Origin of the sequence: Ginsengibacter hankyongi, assembly GCF_008710285.1 — a bacterium.
In the GTDB taxonomy this organism is placed as follows: Bacteria; Bacteroidota; Bacteroidia; order Chitinophagales; family Chitinophagaceae; genus Ginsengibacter; species Ginsengibacter hankyongi.
Genome location: NZ_VYQF01000012.1, coordinates 57,770 through 75,554 on the forward strand (window position 1 = coordinate 57,770; position 17,785 = coordinate 75,554).

The window sequence follows — 17,785 nt, forward strand, 5'->3', positions numbered from 1 at the left end:
CATATGCTACATGCAATACTGGTTGATGATGAAGAAAGCAATGTAAGCTCATTAAAAGAAAAGATAAGCCGTCATTGCCCGGAGTTGAACATCGTTGCGCTTTGCTACAGCGCAGCCGATGCTATTAAAGCAATCAATTCATTACAACCCGATGTGGTTTTTCTCGACATTGAAATGCCGGTGATGAATGGTTTCCTCCTTTTACAAAACTTATCTTTTAAAAATTTTGAGCTGATATTTACAACGGCTTATGACCACTATGCCATTAAAGCCATACGCTTCAGCGCACTGGATTACCTGGTAAAACCTATCGAAATTGAAGAATTAAAAACAGCAGTGGAAAGGGCAACCGAAAAAAGATCCAATATGACATCGGCCCGTCAACTTGAAATCTTACTGGAGAATTTACCCGCCAGGAAAACAAGCTTTCAAAAAATTGCAGTACCCACTACAGATGGTTTACAATTTATAAAAATTAACGATATTCTTTATCTCGAAGCAAATACGAATTACACCCATCTCATCCTCACAGATTCAAGAAAATTTGTTATATGCCAAACCCTTAAAACTTTTGAAGACATATTGCCGCCCGATACGTTTATACGAATCCATAATTCATTTATTATTAATAAAAATTTTGCCGAAAAATATATCCGCGGCGAAGGCGGTCAGGTGGTATTAAGTAACGGGATAGTGCTGGATGTGTCCAAACGAAAGAAAGCGGAGTTTCTAAAAGCTATTGGCCACTGAAGCGGGGCAAGCTTACAGCATTAGGTACGTATCTTTTTACTGAACGCCCGTTATTAGCAAGCATTCCTAACGCACAAGGGCTATGCGACAAGGCCTTCGCCAGGGAACCTTTCATATGCCCGGACTAAATAACGTTATAAACAACATTTAACCGTAACCGTTAGTTAAGTCAATTTGGAAAGCTACCAGGAAAGTTTTATTAATTATGCGCCTGTTGCTCAATATATAATTTATCTACTACTGTCATTATGATGGCAACAACCGGTACTGCCAGTAATACGCCCCAAAAACCTGCCAGCAAACCCATCGCTACCTGTGCAAAAATGGTAAGTACAGGCGGTATATTCAACATTTTTTGTTGAATTAATGGTTGCGTTACCGCACTTTGAATTACCTGCACAAATGTGTACATGCCCAAAACTATAAGTGCCGTCGCGGGGCTAATAGTAAGCCCCAGCAGGCCCGCAGGAATTAACGCTATTAACGGCCCGAAGTTCGGAATGAAATTTAATATGCCTGCCATAACCGCCAGTGTAAGCACCAACGGCATTCCAATGATCCACAGGCCGACACCCGTAAGCACCGCGATAAAAAAGAAACCAAATATCTCTCCCTTTAGCCAGTTTTTTAAAACGCCATTTATGTCATTTAACAAAGCTTCACCTTTTTCTTTCGCTTTCGGCGGCAGCAACTTAATGAAACCTTTTTTATAAATAGAAGGTGTAGCAGTAAAAAACGCAGCCATCAAAAGAACTATATACAGGTCGCTTAAAATCCCAAAGCCTGATGAAAAGAATTTTGTTGCAACAGCCATCGTTTTTTCAGTAGTGCCGGAAGATTTCATATAATCCAGTATTTTACCTCCTATGGCTGTGCTGTCCATTTTACTTTCTGCGCTCCTGATAGTTTTTGGCAAAGTATCAGACAATTGCGATACCTGGCTTTGCAACCTCGCCCCTGTAAACCAGAAAAAAGCAACCATCAAAAGCACATTGAAGGTAATGGCAATAGCAAGGCTCCATCCATTTGATAAATGTAGTTTCCTGCGGATGATATTAGCCGAGCCATGAAAATAAATGGCAATTAATATCCCGGCAAGCGCAAGAAGCAACACACTGAACAAAGTTTTGAACAGGAGAAAAAAAACCAGGAAGGTTAATGCAATGCCACCCGTGATCCACACCTTTTTAATTAATAAGGACTGGTCAACATGATTGCTTAATTTTTCTTCGGCCATTAAAAGAGGGTTTTAAAATAAGATGAATAAAAGGCTTAGCATAAAATGTACCCAATTATATCCAAATAGCGGTAAATTATTTCTACGAAGCTAAAAATGCCTCTTTCCTGCAGGACGAACGCACCCGGCACCTGGTGACATAAATCCCTAGCTGGAGCTAAATGAGTTTATCCGAAAGCGAGGCTATCCGAAGTTTGCAATAGTTACAAACTCGGCATAGCCGGGAATTGTAAATTATATTATTAGCGATTAAGATCACTATAAAGCATGTACGAAAACTGACTGCAAAACATTCGGGGTAGCATCCCGCCCATGAGCCGGAAAAACTACAGCCTAAAACGGGCAGCTGTTTTATTATATATTAACCACTGTTAGAACCGCTATACATAAGACCTAAATGTCGCTCGCTATTACAGGCCGTGCAAAAAACCTGAATAAAAATTAATTATAAATATCCAAACCTTACAGGTATAAGACTATTAGGGTTTTGTCTGTTGTAATCACTTTTTGACATAGAGTGTTTTAGATAAATCTTTTATGCCGGCTTCGTAACTCATAGCTTTGTAATTAAATTTGTTCTCAAATTTGATTGATTCAAAATAATAATCCTTGTCGTACTGATAGTACATTTCAACAGACTCCTTCACAACTTTTTTAAAAAGACCAAACGAACGCAACATTAAGTTATTAATAGAACTGTATGCAGGCTTAACATTGTATACTTATGCCGCCAATTGTATCAGCTGTTCACCCGTTAAAGCTTTGGCAGTAGGTAAATGCCATAACTGGTTGTCAGCTTCTGTATGTTGCCCTAATATAGCAAGCCCTTTGCCCAGATCCGGAACATAAGAAAAACTATGCAGCTTTTTTGCATTACCTACCCATTGTGCTTTTTGCCCTTTTGAAATTTATCCAATACCATCAAGCAGAACCTTTACCCTGGCGAAAAAAGGCAAAGGTTTAAAACAGACCGCTCCACGCGGTATTACCTAACGAGAAGTTGAACAAATATTTACTCTTCTGACATAGCTACCTTTTTAGCTTTGGCAAACACATCTGTAACATGGTGGGAGTGCGGCTCAGGCTCTGTGCTATCGTTTAGGTCATCATTTACAGTTATTGATTTTTTATAAAGAGCATATATCAAAAAACTCAGAGCGAGTGTTGCAGTAAATACGGATAATCTTTTCATAGTCTTTATTTTAAACCATACAATTGATATGCCAGCATGCAACTGAAAATTAAATTCGCAGAAACTGGCACGTATTTTATGTTTTATAATTATGCGCTTACCGGGCTTCTATAAAAAGTTTATCGTTGTGTTTTCTGTGGTTTTGTTCATTATCATTTCTGCTTACGTCTACACCAGGTATAATTTTTTGAAAGCAAAAAATTTCAAGCCCGATCAATCCAGGGCTAAAAATATATTAGACTTAAGACCGGCAATAATTGCCAAACTGCAACAAGTGGTGAAAGACGGTTCAGACGGCTTATATGTTTTATCCATTCAAAAATTAGGTATTGATGTACTTGCTGCAAAACTTGACGCGGCGAATGCAAGCATTACAGTTGACACAGTGGCGATGCTGCAACTTGATAAACTAAAAAAGCTTCCTGATGATATTTTTAAAATAAAATTTGCCAGCCTGCATATTGACGGAATCGGCCTTGAAGATTTGATCAATAAAAAACACATTGCTATAAGCGCAATTTATTGCAACAGCCCGCTCATTGAAGTATATCATAAGAACCGGACCTATAACAAAGCTATAAGAAAAGCAAGCGATACGTTATCGTTATACCGCCGCATAAAAGGTCAGGCAACATCAATTGTAATTGGTAAAATTAACATTGGGAAAGGTACATTTATTAATCATAACCTTGACAAAAAGCCGCACCTCACACAATTTAATGTTCTTTCAATTGTTATGAAAGATTTGCTGATAGACAGTACTACACAGTATGATACCAACAGGTTCCTGTTTACAAAGTACACGGCTATTGAATGCAATAATTATTTTTTTCGCACCCCCGACAGTTTATATTTTTTTAAAATCGGTTCAATACAGGTTTCAGGCGAACAACATAAAATTATTGCCACAGATGTGGAATTGACACCCCGTGGCAATAAACGGCAATTTGAAAGCAGGTTATCAGTAAGAAAAGTGATGCTTCACTTAACTTTTCCTAAAATTGCGCTTAGCAATATTAACTGGTGGTCTATGATAAATCGTGAAAGATTTATAGCAAAAGAGGCAACTATTAATCATGGAAGTTTTTATGTGTACCTCGACAGATCTTTACCATTTGGGCCTTTTAAAATAAATAATTTTCCACAGCAGGTTTTAATGAATATACCTGTTCCTGTATCTGTAAGAAAACTCACCCTTCATCACCTTGATGTGTCTCTTGAAGAATTCAACCCTGATAGTAAGGAATCGGGAACCACATTTTTTGATGACATAAATGGAACCGCAGAGAATATCTCAAACGTACGTGCAGAAATAAAAAAAGCGCGGTATCTCACTGTCAACGCAAAGAGCTTATTCATGCATAAAATTCCCATGGCTGCTAAGTTCAGGTTCGATCTTTCAAGGTATCGGACAGGAGAATTTACAGCGGATATATTTATGGATACACTGAATAATACAATTGTAAATCCCATTGCAAAACCACTCGGGCTTTTTAATGTAAGAACCGGGCAAATGCAGACAGGCTTTGCGCATTTGGAAGGAAATGATTTTACCATTAAGGGAACAGTTGCATTAAATTACACCAATCTTCATATCGATCCGCTTAAAAAAAATAAGAATAATGGCGGTAAGTTAAAAAAGAAAACATTTACTGGTTTATTTGCAAATATCTTCTTAATAAAAAATTCAAATCCGGGAAAAGGAAATGACCTGCGCAAACCAACTTTTTCTGTGTCGAGGGGAAAGCATTCCAATTTCATTAGCTTTATCTGGTTTTCTATTCTTACAGGAATTTTAAAAACGATAGGTATACCTGTGAAGCTCGTATTGAACTAGTAAAGCTCATCATAAAAACTGTGTATTAAGAAAATCTTATTCTTAATATTATTTTGTCTGATGACAGCATTCCCCGGTCAGTCGTACTATTGAAATATTGTGATTGCGGGTAAGCTTTAAAAAAGATTTGGAAAACTAAAGGCAGGGATTTTTTTTGCATGGTATGAAACAGTTTATAATATTCGTAAAACAAATATGAAGTAAATGGCGGCGCCAAAGCCCAATATCAAAACAAACCATCCCCAACGGTATCGTTCTCTTATTTTAAACCACATGATCCAGCTGCTTATGCATAATAATAAAAGCCCTGTCGCTATTCCATCCATAGATAATCTCCATATATCAGTAATTATCCAGTTAGGCTGCCTGCCAGGATTGTTTTTATCAACTCCATTGAATGAATGAAGGGTGCGTATTTTACCTGCTAAATTGTATTGCAGCTCTTTTTGAGTACAAACACCGGTTATAAAGTTTACTTCCATGTTTCTAACCTCACCTGGTTTCGACACGCGGAAATAGATACTATCCGGCCACATTTTCACATCGCTTATTTCACCTGCAATTTTAAGCTGAGACATAATATCTTTCAACCTGGTACTACTGTCGCTGCTGGTTGAAGCATGAATGGGCGTTACTATTTGAGTTTCTTTTCTTTTATCCCAGAAGTTGGATATTTTCCAATCTCCGTGGTTTAGGAGAAGGCCTGAAAAAGAAAATAACCAAATAAATAAAAGCAAAAACAGGCCAAGATGAATATGTACCTTCCTGCCCCAGAAATTCAGCTCTTTAGATAATCTTTGAGATTGCATATTATCGGCTAGCGGCTTAAAAAATGAATAATAAAATACTAATAAAGAACAACACACCCAAAGCGATGGCGTACAATCCTATAACTCTTTCTGCTTTTAACATATACCACAAAAAAACTCCGCTAAACGTCAGGAACAGGAGTACATAAACTACTGCATCCGTTAATATTCGCCAGATTTTTAAGAATACCGAATTGCCACGAATACTTGCGTTATGCGGGCCAGGCATTGAGTGTAAATATGTAGTGGCTCGCAGCGTGCCTTCCTGTTTCCGGGTAATTAATACACTATCATTAATTGTGTTTACGGCAATAAAAGTTTTTAGCCCGGGCTTGTTTACCGGGAAAGAAATAGAACTGTCCGATTTAGAAATAAAATCTATTTCTCCGTTAATATTCAGTTTTCTGATGATTGCTTTAGCTGTTTGCAGATCAGTAGAATCATAAGGAATTTTGTCCAACTTTGTTTTTACGGTCGGCGGGTTTTGAACCGGGTTAAGCCGGTTTATAAGCCCCGGATGGTTAAAAATTATTACGCTAATACTAAAGATGAGTACAAACGGACTGATAAATAAACCAAAGTATAAGTGAAGCGTACGAACGGAAGGGTAATATTTTTTCATACTATTGGAGCTATGAGGTAAGGTCTTTTAAGGCGCAACTGCACATTTATGCAGGCGTGGAAGTAAACTTTCGTTTGTCCGTAACCATTGTCAAATTTATAAGTAAAAGTCCATTGTTAGTAAAGCCTTACCCTTTTTGGCCGTTGTGTCTTGTCGGTCGATAAATAGGTGTCAACTAAAAGCTTAATCATTTTAACAAGTTCTTTGTTCATATACCTGTAGTTCTTCCAGGTTGTGCAAATGCTTTTGATGAGCGTTCGTGCTTTTTTGTTTCAGGTATCTAACGGGATGATATTCTATTTTGCTGCCGGCATACTCGTACTTCCAATGTCACGATATAACTTCCACTCTCCATTCCGGTTTTCCCACACTACAACGTATTTGCCTTTATCAAGTAATGATTTCGATCCATCTTTTATTTCATAGTTGCCCGTTTCAATTATGAATGTGGGACTCCCCGTAATATCAGTAGTTGAAAAGGTCATTTCTTTTATGCCCATGCGTATTGCAGCGCCCCAGGCATTAAGAATATCTTTACCTTTTACAGCTTCGCTATTGTCCAGCAAAAGCTCAGCATCGGGCCAGTAGTGAGATGCTAATGCAGCAGAGTCACCCGAGGCAATTTGTTCGGAAAATTTCGCATTGATACTATCCACGAAAGACTTTGCCCATTTTTTATCCAGGGTTGAGCTTTCAACTTTCTCGCCGGGCGCTTTTTCTGAATTGTTTGAATTACAGGAAAACAAGCTACAGCAATTCAATGCCACAAAAATTAATAATGTTGGACGCATATTATCTGTTTTAAAATTAAACCGTTTGTACGCTAGGGTATTGCGGCTATTCTGAATTTTATATCGTTTAGCCCGCAACGTTAGCCCAATTGAAAATTATCGATGAAGATATATAGAAAAATTCAATAATGAAAGTTTGCCGGATTGCTGTTGATAGCATTACAAAAGATGAGGATTTGCAAATCTGCCAGCATAGAAGCAAGCTTTGACGGTATTTGAAAATTGTCAGCTCTTAACCGGTGCTAATTCATAAATAAAGGGTCATTGTTTATTCGATTGCCGGGCGTTTTTCATCGCCTGAAACTTAGCGTACAAAAAATTGAGAATATATTCGCTGCGCCACCGTTTTGCCACTGCACTTTCGGGCCCCATTATCCTTAATTAGTATTATTTTCGAGAAAAGCATTTATAATTTCATAGAAATGTTTGGACTGCTCGATTTCAGGGAAATGTCCTGATTGATATATCCCTGCAACAATTGCCTTCGGGAACGCCCGTAAATATTGACTCAATGTGGTTAGACCAATCGGGTCGTTAAAGCCAAAAACAATTAAGGAGGCCCCATGATATTTGCGATCTTTTTCAATTGGAATAAACTTTTTTGAAAAGCTTGTCAACATCAATTCGTGCATTAAATCATTTCTATTTCCCTTTCGGCGTTGCAGAAACACTTTATTCCAGTTTGAGGTATCGTACAACAAGGGAGCCATAACTATCTTCTCTAATTCGTATTTAGCTTTCAGCGAATCTCGTTTAATTATATCCGGCCTACTCCAATAATCATATTGGCTCGTATCACACAACTGGTTTTTGCTGTCGAAATTAATTTGGACGGCTGAAGCCATTGACGAATCTAACGGGCCACCATCAACAGAAATAAATGACTGCACATTTCCAGGATAGCATGCAATGTACGCAGCACCTAACATGCTTCCCCAAGAGTGACCATACATATTCAATTTCAAAACTTTCAAATGTTTTCTTAATAGTTCAATGTCTTCTATTGCCTGCTCAATGTTTATGGTTGAACTGTCCATTGGTTTTGTCCATGACTTACCGGTCCCTCTTTGATCAAATAAAATAGCCTGGTATTTTTTGCTTAGTGCTAATGCAACGTCGTCTTCTGCATGAGAGGCCTGCCCGGGGCCACCGCTTAATATGATGATGGGCTTTCCGCTGCCATAAATGTAATAATACAAAACAGCATCGTTCAATACTATTGAATCAGTTTTTTGACAAAATGAGTACTCTGAAATGGCGGCTAAAAAAATCAAAATCAGAAGCCGGGCCTTTGTCAGATGATTGAAAAAGTTCATTGTTTAAGAATTCAATTGATTAAATGAGACAACCAGTGCATCACATTCAAGGCGAATTGGCGATTATCTGTATCGGTTCTGGACATGCCGTATTTGACCCATTTATTATTAAACTTAACAAGTTGCGCCGTCCACATTGAACAATCAGCTGTTATTACAGCTCTGCCGTTACCTAATGTAAAAGCGATTGCTTGTGCATTATATACTCCAACAGGCATTCGATAAGAATCTGAATTTCCAATCCCACCATTATAGGCTGTATTTGAAATTCGAAATAAAGTTATACTTCCTTTAGGGGGTTTTAGTGCCTGGCCGCCATCTGTAATTACCTTATTAATTTGTTCCTGGTAATTTCTTCCGCTTGTTATAACATGGTTTCCGAGCAATTCGTTTTGTCGGCTAAAAATAAGAGTGCCCCTTCGTCCATCCGGCCCGTTTTCAATACCACCTTCACTAAATACTGAATCTTCAATACGTCCAAAACTTAAACCAATGCCTAAGTTCGTGAGCAATTTAAGTCCTGCATAGTTAAAAGGTGAATGATCAACTCCGAACAAAAGTGAACCGCCTTTTTTTATCCAATTAATAAGAGCTTCTATTTCAGAATCGCTAAATGCCGAAAATTCAGCTGAGTCGCTTTCATCCGGTCCGCCTTGAGCTGTGAATATTACAACAATATCGTAGTTAGACAGCATCCTTGAATTAAATCTTCTTCCTATCGTATCTACATTGTATCCGTCTGCATAGATTAATTTACAAAATGGTTGAATTCTATTCAACGTAAAAAAGGCATTGTAGTGTGCTGCGTCGATAAGCACACTTGGGTGTTTATTTAAATAAGCTGGCTTAAGTAGGTTAGTATTAAACGAACTATCATTAATCTGTTGGCCTTTTACACTTGATAAAATAAATACAAGCGAAAATATCAACATGAAATAAATTAGAGGAACTGTTTTCATTTAACTAGGTGAGGAACATTTATTTTTTGAGTTTTGGATTTTGCAGCCACCCGGCTATTCTTAGTTTACCTCCAACCAAAAGCTACACTATCCTGAATTTGCAGCTCAGGATTTATAAACATTAAATCTACAAAAAAATTTCAATTTTTATAAGTCAATCTATTTGCAATTCGTTTAACCTTAGCTGTTATATCTTAAATATCCGGAGGTACTATCAGGATAGCCGGGGGCATTGTTGCATTGAATCTGTTTCAATCACGTTATAATACCTAATTCCTTCTTTTCCCCGCCCGTTTCATCTTTTGTTCCAGCTGAGTCTCCCGCAGGGGACTCGGCGTGTGAAGAATAACATAGCCGTTAATGTAATGCATGTTTTCTTTTAAAAGGTCGGACCATTTATAAACCAACCGGTATCAATCGGTAACATCATACAAATGCAACCAGTTATAACCGGTAATTGTTATAAAATATATTCCATCCGATTCAGCTATTTGTTGCTTTATAAATATTGATTGGAAAATACAAAATCTTATGAAAATCTATGCACGCCGAGTCCCCTGCGGGAGACTCGGCTGGGACATAACCGCTTTACATAGGATGCACATGTTGTGCGTTCGTTTATTTATAAGTTTCTTTAAACACTGTGTCAATTATGATTTGCTGAAATAAATCAGGTTCAGTAAAAGGAACTGTATGTGCTGACTTCTCAAACCAATAAAAATGTTTGTTTTTTGCTTTGAGTTGTTGGTAATAGCTATATGTCAGTTCGTGATTTGTTTGATAATCATTCCTCCCTGCAAAAAAATAAATGGGGCATTGAAGGGCTGGAACTTCTTTTGTAAAATTAATCTTAGACGCCTCATTCGCCAACACAAACAGTGAATTAGGGTATGTTGAAAAATATTGTTTCAATACAGAATCGGGTACAGGGTTATTGGTGAAGTGAAACAACCATTTCCGTTGATAGTACAATTCATCTGTGTTTTCAAAAGGAACCTTGACAAGTGACAATTCTTGAAGAGCGGTTTGATTTTTTGCTGTTGCCGCCTGTTCTTTCAACCTTTGCAGTAACATCTGTTCACTCTTCTCCTGATCTACCATCTGGCTTACGGCGATGTAAGCGTATAAATGATTTGGGTATTGCTGAGCTATTTTTAATCCCAACACGGTTCCCCATGAAAAGCCAACCAAATATAGCTTAGGGCGATGGAAGCGCTGTAGCAAGTAGGTGATTAATTCGTGGGTGTCTTGCTGAAACCTGTCTACAGTTAATGGTACCGGTGATGAATTTAATTGAAGTGTTTTTCCCGACTCTCGTTGGTCCCAAATGACAAGGGTGAATTGTTCTTGCAATTTTTTGGTAAAGTAATCCTTGTTATCGATATAGGATTCGCCCGGCCCACCACCTAAAAAGAGTAATAGAGGTTTTGAAGTATCTTTTGCTGAAATGTTTATCCACTGCTTAATTCCTCCAATATTTACAGCCATTGAGGTGTCTATGGAGGTTTGGGCAAATGCACTTTTTGTACAGATTAGGATAAGCATGATGGAAAATCTAAAGAAAGGCATAGTTGTCTTTTTGAAATTTTAAACGACATACGACGAGCAGGGCTTTATGCAGGTTGGAAATTAGCATTCCGTCTACCCACAACCGCTGCTGATTGAAAATATATTGTTGAATTTAAGAACTAAAGTTGAAAGTTGTTTGTTCAGCCCGAGCCACAGCCTGGGTTTGCAATTAGCTGATGTTTGCTGGTTAAGTCCAACTTGCATAAAACCCAATGTTGCCTGCCGTTTTAAGTCAGTTTGCTTTTTATGTCAGCGTTTGAAAATGTTACTTCATACAACCATTGTCTGCCTTCGCTTTCATTTCCAACAATTATGTCTTCCGTTTTCTCTATACAAATAAAACTTGGGTCGTCCTGTTGAAGACAAAATATTTCGTCGCCATCAACTTCAATCAACTCAGACCAGTAATTAATTAGAATTGAATTTGAAATCTTTACTAAACCGAAATTAAAATTCATGAAAAATAAAAAAACGCTGTCACTTTTAGTTGTGTCTGTATATTTTTTTACTATCTCATTAATTGCTGTCTTATTTTGTAAAGCTGCTTGAAAATATAAAGAGTCTTTCCATTTATTGTCGGGCCAACCATCAGAGGCTAATTGAATTTTATCAGATTCTTCAAAAGATAAAAATTCATACTTGTCTTTAGTTAAAAGCAGTTTCAATTTTTCATTAAGCTGAGACTGCTTTTGTTTACGTTCTGCCTCCCATCTTAATTTGTCCAATCTTTTCTTTTCTTCTTCTGTCATAACAAATATGTCGACTTGTTGTGGAATTTAGGTGCTCAAAAAAATGGCAGGCAACACTTAAATATATGGCACTCCTCCCAAATTTGCAAATTGATTTTCAATCGTTTAACATTCGCTATTTTCAATTGTCGTTAGGACAATCCAATCTCACCTTACCGTGCCGCCATCCACTTTACCGTAAAGTGCGCTGACTTTACGGTGTGGCGCATCAACTTTACGGTGTGGGTCGTCGACTTTACGGTGTGGCGCATCAACTTTACGGTGTGGGTCGTCGACTTTACGGTGTGGCGCATCAACTTTACGGTGTGGGTCGTCGACTTTACGGTGTGGGTCGTCAACTTTACGGTGTGGCGCATCAACTTTACGGTGTGGCGCATCAACTTTACGGTGTGGGTCGTCGACTTTTCGGTGTGGGTCGTCAACTTTTCGGTGTGGCGCATCCACTTTACGGTGTGGACCGGGGACCGTTTTCGCTGTTTATAAAAAAAATATAAAAAAGCAAAAAAAATTTTCTTTAATAATCAACCAATTATAATTTAATAATAAAAAAATACACAAAATTGTCATTCGGTTGTAAAATAAATTTTAAAACTATCTGTTATTAAAAAAATGACTTGTACCTGACGTACACATTTTTATAGTCAAATTTTAAAACAATGGTAATTAAAATCCAATCTGCTAAAATCAAGACAGGCCTTAGCGGATTTTCAAACACAGCCCTGTCGCCATTTGCAAACACAATAAATACTGCACTTACAGCAAATGACAATTTTCCATTAACCCAGGCTCTATTGCCAAACCTTTCATCTGCGTTAACCGGCTTTAACACTGCCCTGGCTAACGCCGAAAACCGTGACAAGGCGATGATTTCCCTGCGGGACACAGCCCGCACGGAACTCGTGCTGCAGCTTACTGACGTAGCAAGCTCTGTTACGTACGAGGCAAAAGGTGACCGGGATAAACTGCTCACCAGCGGCTTTGAGCTGTATAAAGACAGTAGCGCTTCGCCTCTTGGCTCCGTTACAGGCTTTAAGCTCCTGGATGCCGAAGTGGGCATCGGGCTAACGCTCGTGTGCGACGGTGTAAAATACCGTGTAAGCTACACCCACCAGATCACCGCTGACCCTTTAACAACCGACAGCGTCTGGACTAGTTTCTCCACCACCTCTAAAGAGTACACATTTGCAAATCTTCCGGCCGGCACAAAATTCTGGGCACGGATTATTGCAGTGGGCACTAAAGAACAGGTGGCATACAGCGACCCCCTAAGTCGCATTACTCAACTAAACATTAACTAAACGTCAGATATACAAGTTATTTTAGGCCGCCCGGTAGGGCGGCTTTTTGTTTTTGGTGAGTTTTGGAAACACCAGTACCACAGTTGATAATTATTTAAACGTTGAAGGGTAGACGCAGATGGAGAAATCTTTCAATTCGAAGATGCGGTTTGTCATGAACAATATGTATCTAACAACCATTTTTCTGTTCCGTCCTTTTTAGCCCGCCTGGCTGTAGCCCTGATAACTGGCGAAAGTAGTGACATCCATCCCGGGGCATTCGAATCTGATATAATTAAAGCCACCGCAAGGTGTGCAAATTTTTTTGGTTTTCCTTTTTTGTCTGTAAGGCCGTCAGCCGCAAGCCCGTAGAAAATCTTGATGAAATTTTCCATACCTGTATGCCCGGGGTTTAAGGTTATATGAAATTTCACTTTGTCATTCCTTTCATTATAGAACCGGTGATGGGTACCTGCCGGAACAGTTACCGATTCACCAACATTTAGAACTTTTTTGTCCTTGCCTACCTGCACGTACAAAGTGCCTTCCTGTACCTCAAACTTTTCAGAAAATGCATTATGGTAATGCAAAGGGGGGCCATCGCTTTTACCTAAATCTATTTCAATAAGAGTGTACTCGCCATTTGTTTCGTCGGAAGTTTTTATAAAGGTAGCAGAGTCGTTAATGGCAGGATTGGCAAAAGTTCGTTTTTCCATAATGAAGTTTTATATAGCAACAGCTTTTATTTGAAAAATTACATTATAATCAAGGTACATTAAATATAGCTACCTTAAGATATAATTTTAATTGCGGAGTAACTTCCCGCGCAGTTGACGTTGCGGTCATAAGCAGGAAGTGCCTTCCGGAGACATTCCCATGAACAAAAGAATAATCATTTTAACGTAGAAGGGTAGACGCAGGTGGGGAAATCGTTTTTCAATCCGATCGGCGGCGGACACTGGCAGTAGCGCCAATTGGGAAATTGCAGGAACCATCCACCCTGTTTTGTGCATAAAATTTTTCTATGCTAAATTTTGACTTCACAGTTATTAGCACTAACTTCAGAATGGGTTTAATGCACCCATTGAACCCGCCCCAAAAAGTGCAAAGAAATTCCCCTCTTAAACTGCAGGATTAGTTCAAGGTTAATGAAAATTTATATGGAGTTAGCCGAAAATCCTATCAAAGAGTAGGCAAAAAATCTTAAATTGTTATGGTAAAGCAAGCAACTATAGTAGCTCCTTTAAAAGGAGTTACTAACAGCGAGTTCATTCGTATTGCACCCTTACATCATCCTAAAACCAAAGTGGAGTTAAAGGACTTAGGACAGGATGCAGACGATGCTGAATTGATAGCCACGCCGCTTCCTACGGCTCCGCCGCCGCCACACCTGGTATACAACCACGGGCCGTTAATTCCACAGGTAAAAGTATATACTATATTTTGGGGCAAAAACTGGAAATCGGCACCGGCCTTTGTGAAGCTGGAGCAAAATATCAATAAATTTTTTAAAGATATTGTAGTGAGCTCCCTCATAGACCAGTTAGCTGAATATAACACGCCTGCTTTCACAATAAAGCATGGCTCACTTTCAGGCAGTAAAGTAATTACGGCAAATGCCCCGGGAAGCATCATCACCGACGCCGTTATTCAACAGCAATTAAAGGCGTGGATAGCTGCGAATACCGTTCCTGCCTGGGACAAAAACACGCTGTATTTTATTTACCTGGACAAGGGAGTGACCGTGCATATGGGTGGCGGGGCATCATGTACAGCTTTTTGCGGTTATCACAATCACATTTCGAAAAAAGATTACTATGCCGTAATGCCTTTCCCGGGTTGCGCCGGATGCCTTGGTGGCCTGAGTGTGTTGAATGCAATCACCGGCACCAGTTCGCATGAATTGTGCGAAGCCATTACAGATCCTGTTCCCGGTACGGGATGGTACGATAGTGTACATGGCGAAATAGGCGACATCTGTGCCTGGGCCTTTAAAAGTGTTGCGGGTCATAATGTTCAGAAGGAATGGTCAAATAGTATGAATGCATGTGTATAACCCCACTTCTTTGCACGGCCGTTACCAGGGGCCCGAAAAAAGTGAAGTGGATAATATAATTGTTGGGGAACCAGTAGCAGCAGAAGCAACAATATAATAGTTGCGTTGCCCGGGAGACCTGGCGGAGGCTGAAATCTTTTTAATTTGGTCAACAGTGGACGCTCGTGCCAAAGAGACGTCTTCACACTGGCACAAGCATGGCTAACGCACAAGGCTATGCGACAAAGGTTGCGCCACGGAACTTCTTTATATGCTTGGACTAAAAAGGTGTTGGGAACTATTTACTATGCACGTATCGAACTATCCAGTGCAAACTATCTGGAAAGGAGTAATTAAACTTCTTAAAATCTTTTGGCCTAATTAAAAGATAATTATTATTAGGATTGTCAGGGTTATATGCTACAGGAAATGCCTTCCCCACAAATAATAATTTAGCATCTTTAAAATTGAGCTCACTTGAATTAAACGCAGCGATTCCGTCTATCATTTTTTTATTATAATAAAAATTGTAAATAGAAGTTATTGTTCCCACATGCGTCCGACCACCATAAGAACAGTCAGTTATAGTCGCATTTGAAATTTTATGGTTCTGAATTAATCTTTTCTTGAATAGTGGAACCGCAATAAGAATAAATAGTATTACAAGTAAAAAAAATACCATAGTCCCAGCTTGCAATTTTGTTATTTTCATAATTTATGTTTCCATTAGAATTAGATCAAATACGCCAGCTTAAATCTATGTCCCAGCCGAGTCTCCCGCAGGGGATTCGGCGTGTGAAGAGCAAGCTACATTCCTTCACTCAAATCAATATCCATTAAATTCATGATGTTATCAACCGGATAAATTCCCTGCACTCCTTTATAATAAAATCCGGCAGAACTGTACATAATTTTCCGGGCAATCAGCAAGGTTCCATTTTCCTGTACATGGATTTTGATGGATATAATCTAATTTCTGCATGATAAATTTTTTCGTAAAACATTCTTTAATATCAAATGAAGATTCGAAAACTTCATTCAACTTTCCTCTTTTTTTGTCTGAAACGTTTACTGCTTTTGATAATTTATCTAATATAATTTCATTGTTTTGCTTTTTTAATATATCAGCTATACCATAAGCCATAAAACGTTTACCATTGCCAACCATTTTGTACAACTTCTTTCCTGAATTTGAAAGCCAATAAGTGCAAGTAAATGATTTGGCATAATAACACAGCCGGTAATGTATTGCCTGTTTTCTTTTAAATGATCGAACCATTTATAAACTAACGGGTATCCATCGGTAACATCATACAAATGCGACCAGTTATAACAGGTAATTGTTATAAAATATATTCCATCCGATTCAGTTATTTGTTGCTTTACAGACATTGATTGTAAAATACAAATTCTTATGGAAGTCTCTGCAAGCCGAGTCCCCTGCGGGAGACTCGGCTGGCACATAAGAGTTCATCCGAGGAGCAAAGCCAAGCAAAAGTTCTTATCTTCAACTTTTGAAAACAATATTGAACTATCATTCAGGGCAGGACGTTCAATGGATTTCCGCCTACAGCAATACCCAGCGTTAGCAGTTATATTTAACCTCAGCAGATTAAATTCTTCTACATGAATAAAGCAGAGCTCATCCAAAAAATTTCCAAAGATGCAGGAATTACAAAATTGCAAGCAACGCTCTTAATAAATTCCTTAACTGATTCCATAACAAAAACTCTAAAAAATGGTGGCAAGGTTACTTTAAACGGATTTGGAACTTTTGCGGTATCTAAGCGAGCTGCAAGGCAAGGGAGAAACCCACATACCGGGGCGTTAATCAAAGTCAAGAATAAAAATATCGCTAGATTTAAGGCTGCTAATATTTTTCAGAATATAGTTGGTGGTGGTACCGATGATACAGGTCCGATGAGAACAAAAAAGTAACTAAATGAAACTTAGCGAATATAGAAAGAAATCAAATGAGTATACAGGAAAAGCAAGCGAGATAACTCGTCAATTAAGTCTTGCCGGTATAGGTATAATTTGGCTTTTCAAAAATTCAAAACAAGATGAACCATTAGTTGACCATTATTTGATCTTACCACTTATATTTTTATCGTTAGCATTATTTTTCGATCTTATTCAGTATGTACTGGGTGGTCAAATCTGGATAAAGTTCTTTCGAAGTGAAGAGGAGAAAGTAACTGATGATTCAGATCCAGACATTAAAGCGCCCAAGAATAAGAATATTCCAATATATATTTTTTATTACGCCAAAATTGTTCTTATGCTTTTTTCTTACGCTTTTATTATAGGATTTTTAGTCACAAAACTATGATACGGTCGCAAACAAGAAATTTTTCGTTAATTGCGGTAAGTTGGAAAAGAAAAATTTGAGCAATTAATAAACTTTTGTCTCAGCCGAGTCTCCCGCAGGGGACTCGGCGCGTGAAGAGCAAGCTCGCTTAAAGATTACTGCTAATATCGGAAGGCCCCACTAAGCACTACGGCCCTTCGATCCCTCAGGGCAAGCTAAGCTCACTTCGACAAGCTCAGTGTGACAACCATCTTTTCAGGCAGGGTATCTACATCTCACCCTCCTAACTGTCCGCTTCCCAAAACAAAGTGTTCATATCCGAACAGTTCAT

The 17,785-nt window shown here is 38.5% G+C and carries 19 protein-coding genes; 7 read left to right on the plus strand and 12 right to left on the minus strand.

The window, feature by feature from the left end; all coding sequences use genetic code 11:
- Window positions 1-3: 3 nt before the first annotated feature.
- Complete coding sequence (locus FW778_RS21285) at window positions 4-750, plus strand: LytR/AlgR family response regulator transcription factor (RefSeq protein ID WP_150416912.1); 747 nt, start codon at window positions 4-6, stop codon at window positions 748-750.
- A gap of 199 nt (window positions 751-949) precedes the next feature.
- Here FW778_RS21285 and FW778_RS21290 read toward each other — a convergent pair whose 3' ends face one another.
- Together FW778_RS21290 and FW778_RS21295 are read right to left on the minus strand one after the other, a co-directional pair.
- Window positions 950-1,987: an AI-2E family transporter gene (locus tag FW778_RS21290; protein ID WP_150416913.1), complete on the minus strand. Its 1,038-nt coding sequence runs from the start codon at window positions 1,985-1,987 to the stop codon at window positions 950-952.
- Between the two features lie 1,012 nt (window positions 1,988-2,999).
- Entirely contained in the window at window positions 3,000-3,179 is a 180-nt protein-coding gene (locus FW778_RS21295; RefSeq protein ID WP_150416914.1) for a hypothetical protein, read from the minus strand.
- Between the two features lie 127 nt (window positions 3,180-3,306).
- Between FW778_RS21295 and FW778_RS21300 the strand changes: the two genes are divergently transcribed.
- Window positions 3,307-5,016, plus strand: a complete 1,710-nt coding sequence (locus FW778_RS21300) for a hypothetical protein (protein WP_150416915.1) — start codon at window positions 3,307-3,309, stop codon at window positions 5,014-5,016.
- 173 nt (window positions 5,017-5,189) lie between these two features.
- Here FW778_RS21300 and FW778_RS21305 read toward each other — a convergent pair whose 3' ends face one another.
- The 7 genes from FW778_RS21305 to FW778_RS21335 form a co-directional block, all read right to left on the minus strand.
- On the minus strand, window positions 5,190-5,825 hold the full coding sequence (locus FW778_RS21305) for a PepSY-associated TM helix domain-containing protein (RefSeq protein WP_150416916.1): 636 nt from the start codon (window positions 5,823-5,825) through the stop codon (window positions 5,190-5,192).
- Between the two features lie 16 nt (window positions 5,826-5,841).
- A complete protein-coding gene (locus FW778_RS21310) occupies window positions 5,842-6,447 on the minus strand; it encodes a PepSY-associated TM helix domain-containing protein (protein WP_150416917.1) in 606 nt (201 codons plus the stop codon).
- Between the two features lie 296 nt (window positions 6,448-6,743).
- Window positions 6,744-7,238: a YybH family protein gene (locus FW778_RS21315; protein WP_150416918.1), complete on the minus strand. Its 495-nt coding sequence runs from the start codon at window positions 7,236-7,238 to the stop codon at window positions 6,744-6,746.
- Between the two features lie 377 nt (window positions 7,239-7,615).
- Window positions 7,616-8,452, minus strand: coding sequence for an alpha/beta fold hydrolase (locus FW778_RS21320; protein ID WP_202552419.1), 837 nt, complete (start codon window positions 8,450-8,452; stop codon window positions 7,616-7,618).
- 113 nt (window positions 8,453-8,565) lie between these two features.
- Window positions 8,566-9,513, minus strand: a complete 948-nt coding sequence (locus tag FW778_RS21325; protein ID WP_150416920.1) for a hypothetical protein — start codon at window positions 9,511-9,513, stop codon at window positions 8,566-8,568.
- 618 nt (window positions 9,514-10,131) lie between these two features.
- Window positions 10,132-11,058, minus strand: coding sequence for an alpha/beta fold hydrolase (locus FW778_RS21330; protein ID WP_235906523.1), 927 nt, complete (start codon window positions 11,056-11,058; stop codon window positions 10,132-10,134).
- Between the two features lie 251 nt (window positions 11,059-11,309).
- The gene (locus FW778_RS21335; RefSeq protein ID WP_150416922.1) at window positions 11,310-11,831 is read right to left on the minus strand and encodes a hypothetical protein; all 522 of its coding nucleotides are present in this window, start codon (window positions 11,829-11,831) and stop codon (window positions 11,310-11,312) included.
- 198 nt (window positions 11,832-12,029) lie between these two features.
- Between FW778_RS21335 and FW778_RS21340 the strand changes: the two genes are divergently transcribed.
- Both FW778_RS21340 and FW778_RS21345 read left to right on the plus strand, forming a co-directional pair.
- Entirely contained in the window at window positions 12,030-12,314 is a 285-nt protein-coding gene (locus FW778_RS21340) for a hypothetical protein (RefSeq protein WP_150416923.1), read from the plus strand.
- Between the two features lie 173 nt (window positions 12,315-12,487).
- Complete coding sequence (locus tag FW778_RS21345) at window positions 12,488-13,129, plus strand: hypothetical protein (RefSeq protein WP_150416924.1); 642 nt, start codon at window positions 12,488-12,490, stop codon at window positions 13,127-13,129.
- A 152-nt stretch (window positions 13,130-13,281) separates the two neighbouring features.
- Here the strand turns inward: FW778_RS21345 and FW778_RS21350 are convergent, their stop codons facing one another.
- Complete coding sequence (locus tag FW778_RS21350) at window positions 13,282-13,824, minus strand: cupin domain-containing protein (protein WP_150416925.1); 543 nt, start codon at window positions 13,822-13,824, stop codon at window positions 13,282-13,284.
- Between the two features lie 497 nt (window positions 13,825-14,321).
- Here FW778_RS21350 and FW778_RS21355 point away from each other — a divergent pair, with 497 nt between their 5' ends.
- Complete coding sequence (locus tag FW778_RS21355; protein ID WP_150416926.1) at window positions 14,322-15,164, plus strand: hypothetical protein; 843 nt, start codon at window positions 14,322-14,324, stop codon at window positions 15,162-15,164.
- Window positions 15,165-15,441: 277 nt separating this feature from the next.
- On the opposite strand, the gene FW778_RS21360 is transcribed toward FW778_RS21355, so the two are convergent.
- Window positions 15,442-15,855, minus strand: coding sequence for a DUF3592 domain-containing protein (locus FW778_RS21360; RefSeq protein ID WP_150416927.1), 414 nt, complete (start codon window positions 15,853-15,855; stop codon window positions 15,442-15,444).
- Between the two features lie 416 nt (window positions 15,856-16,271).
- Window positions 16,272-16,535: a hypothetical protein gene (locus FW778_RS21365; protein ID WP_150416928.1), complete on the minus strand. Its 264-nt coding sequence runs from the start codon at window positions 16,533-16,535 to the stop codon at window positions 16,272-16,274.
- Window positions 16,536-16,769: 234 nt separating this feature from the next.
- On the opposite strand from FW778_RS21365, the gene FW778_RS21370 reads away from it, so the two are divergent.
- On the plus strand, window positions 16,770-17,081 hold the full coding sequence (locus tag FW778_RS21370) for an HU family DNA-binding protein (protein ID WP_150416929.1): 312 nt from the start codon (window positions 16,770-16,772) through the stop codon (window positions 17,079-17,081).
- A gap of 4 nt (window positions 17,082-17,085) precedes the next feature.
- On the plus strand, window positions 17,086-17,475 hold the full coding sequence (locus tag FW778_RS21375; protein ID WP_150416930.1) for a hypothetical protein: 390 nt from the start codon (window positions 17,086-17,088) through the stop codon (window positions 17,473-17,475).
- Window positions 17,476-17,785 lie beyond the last annotated feature (310 nt).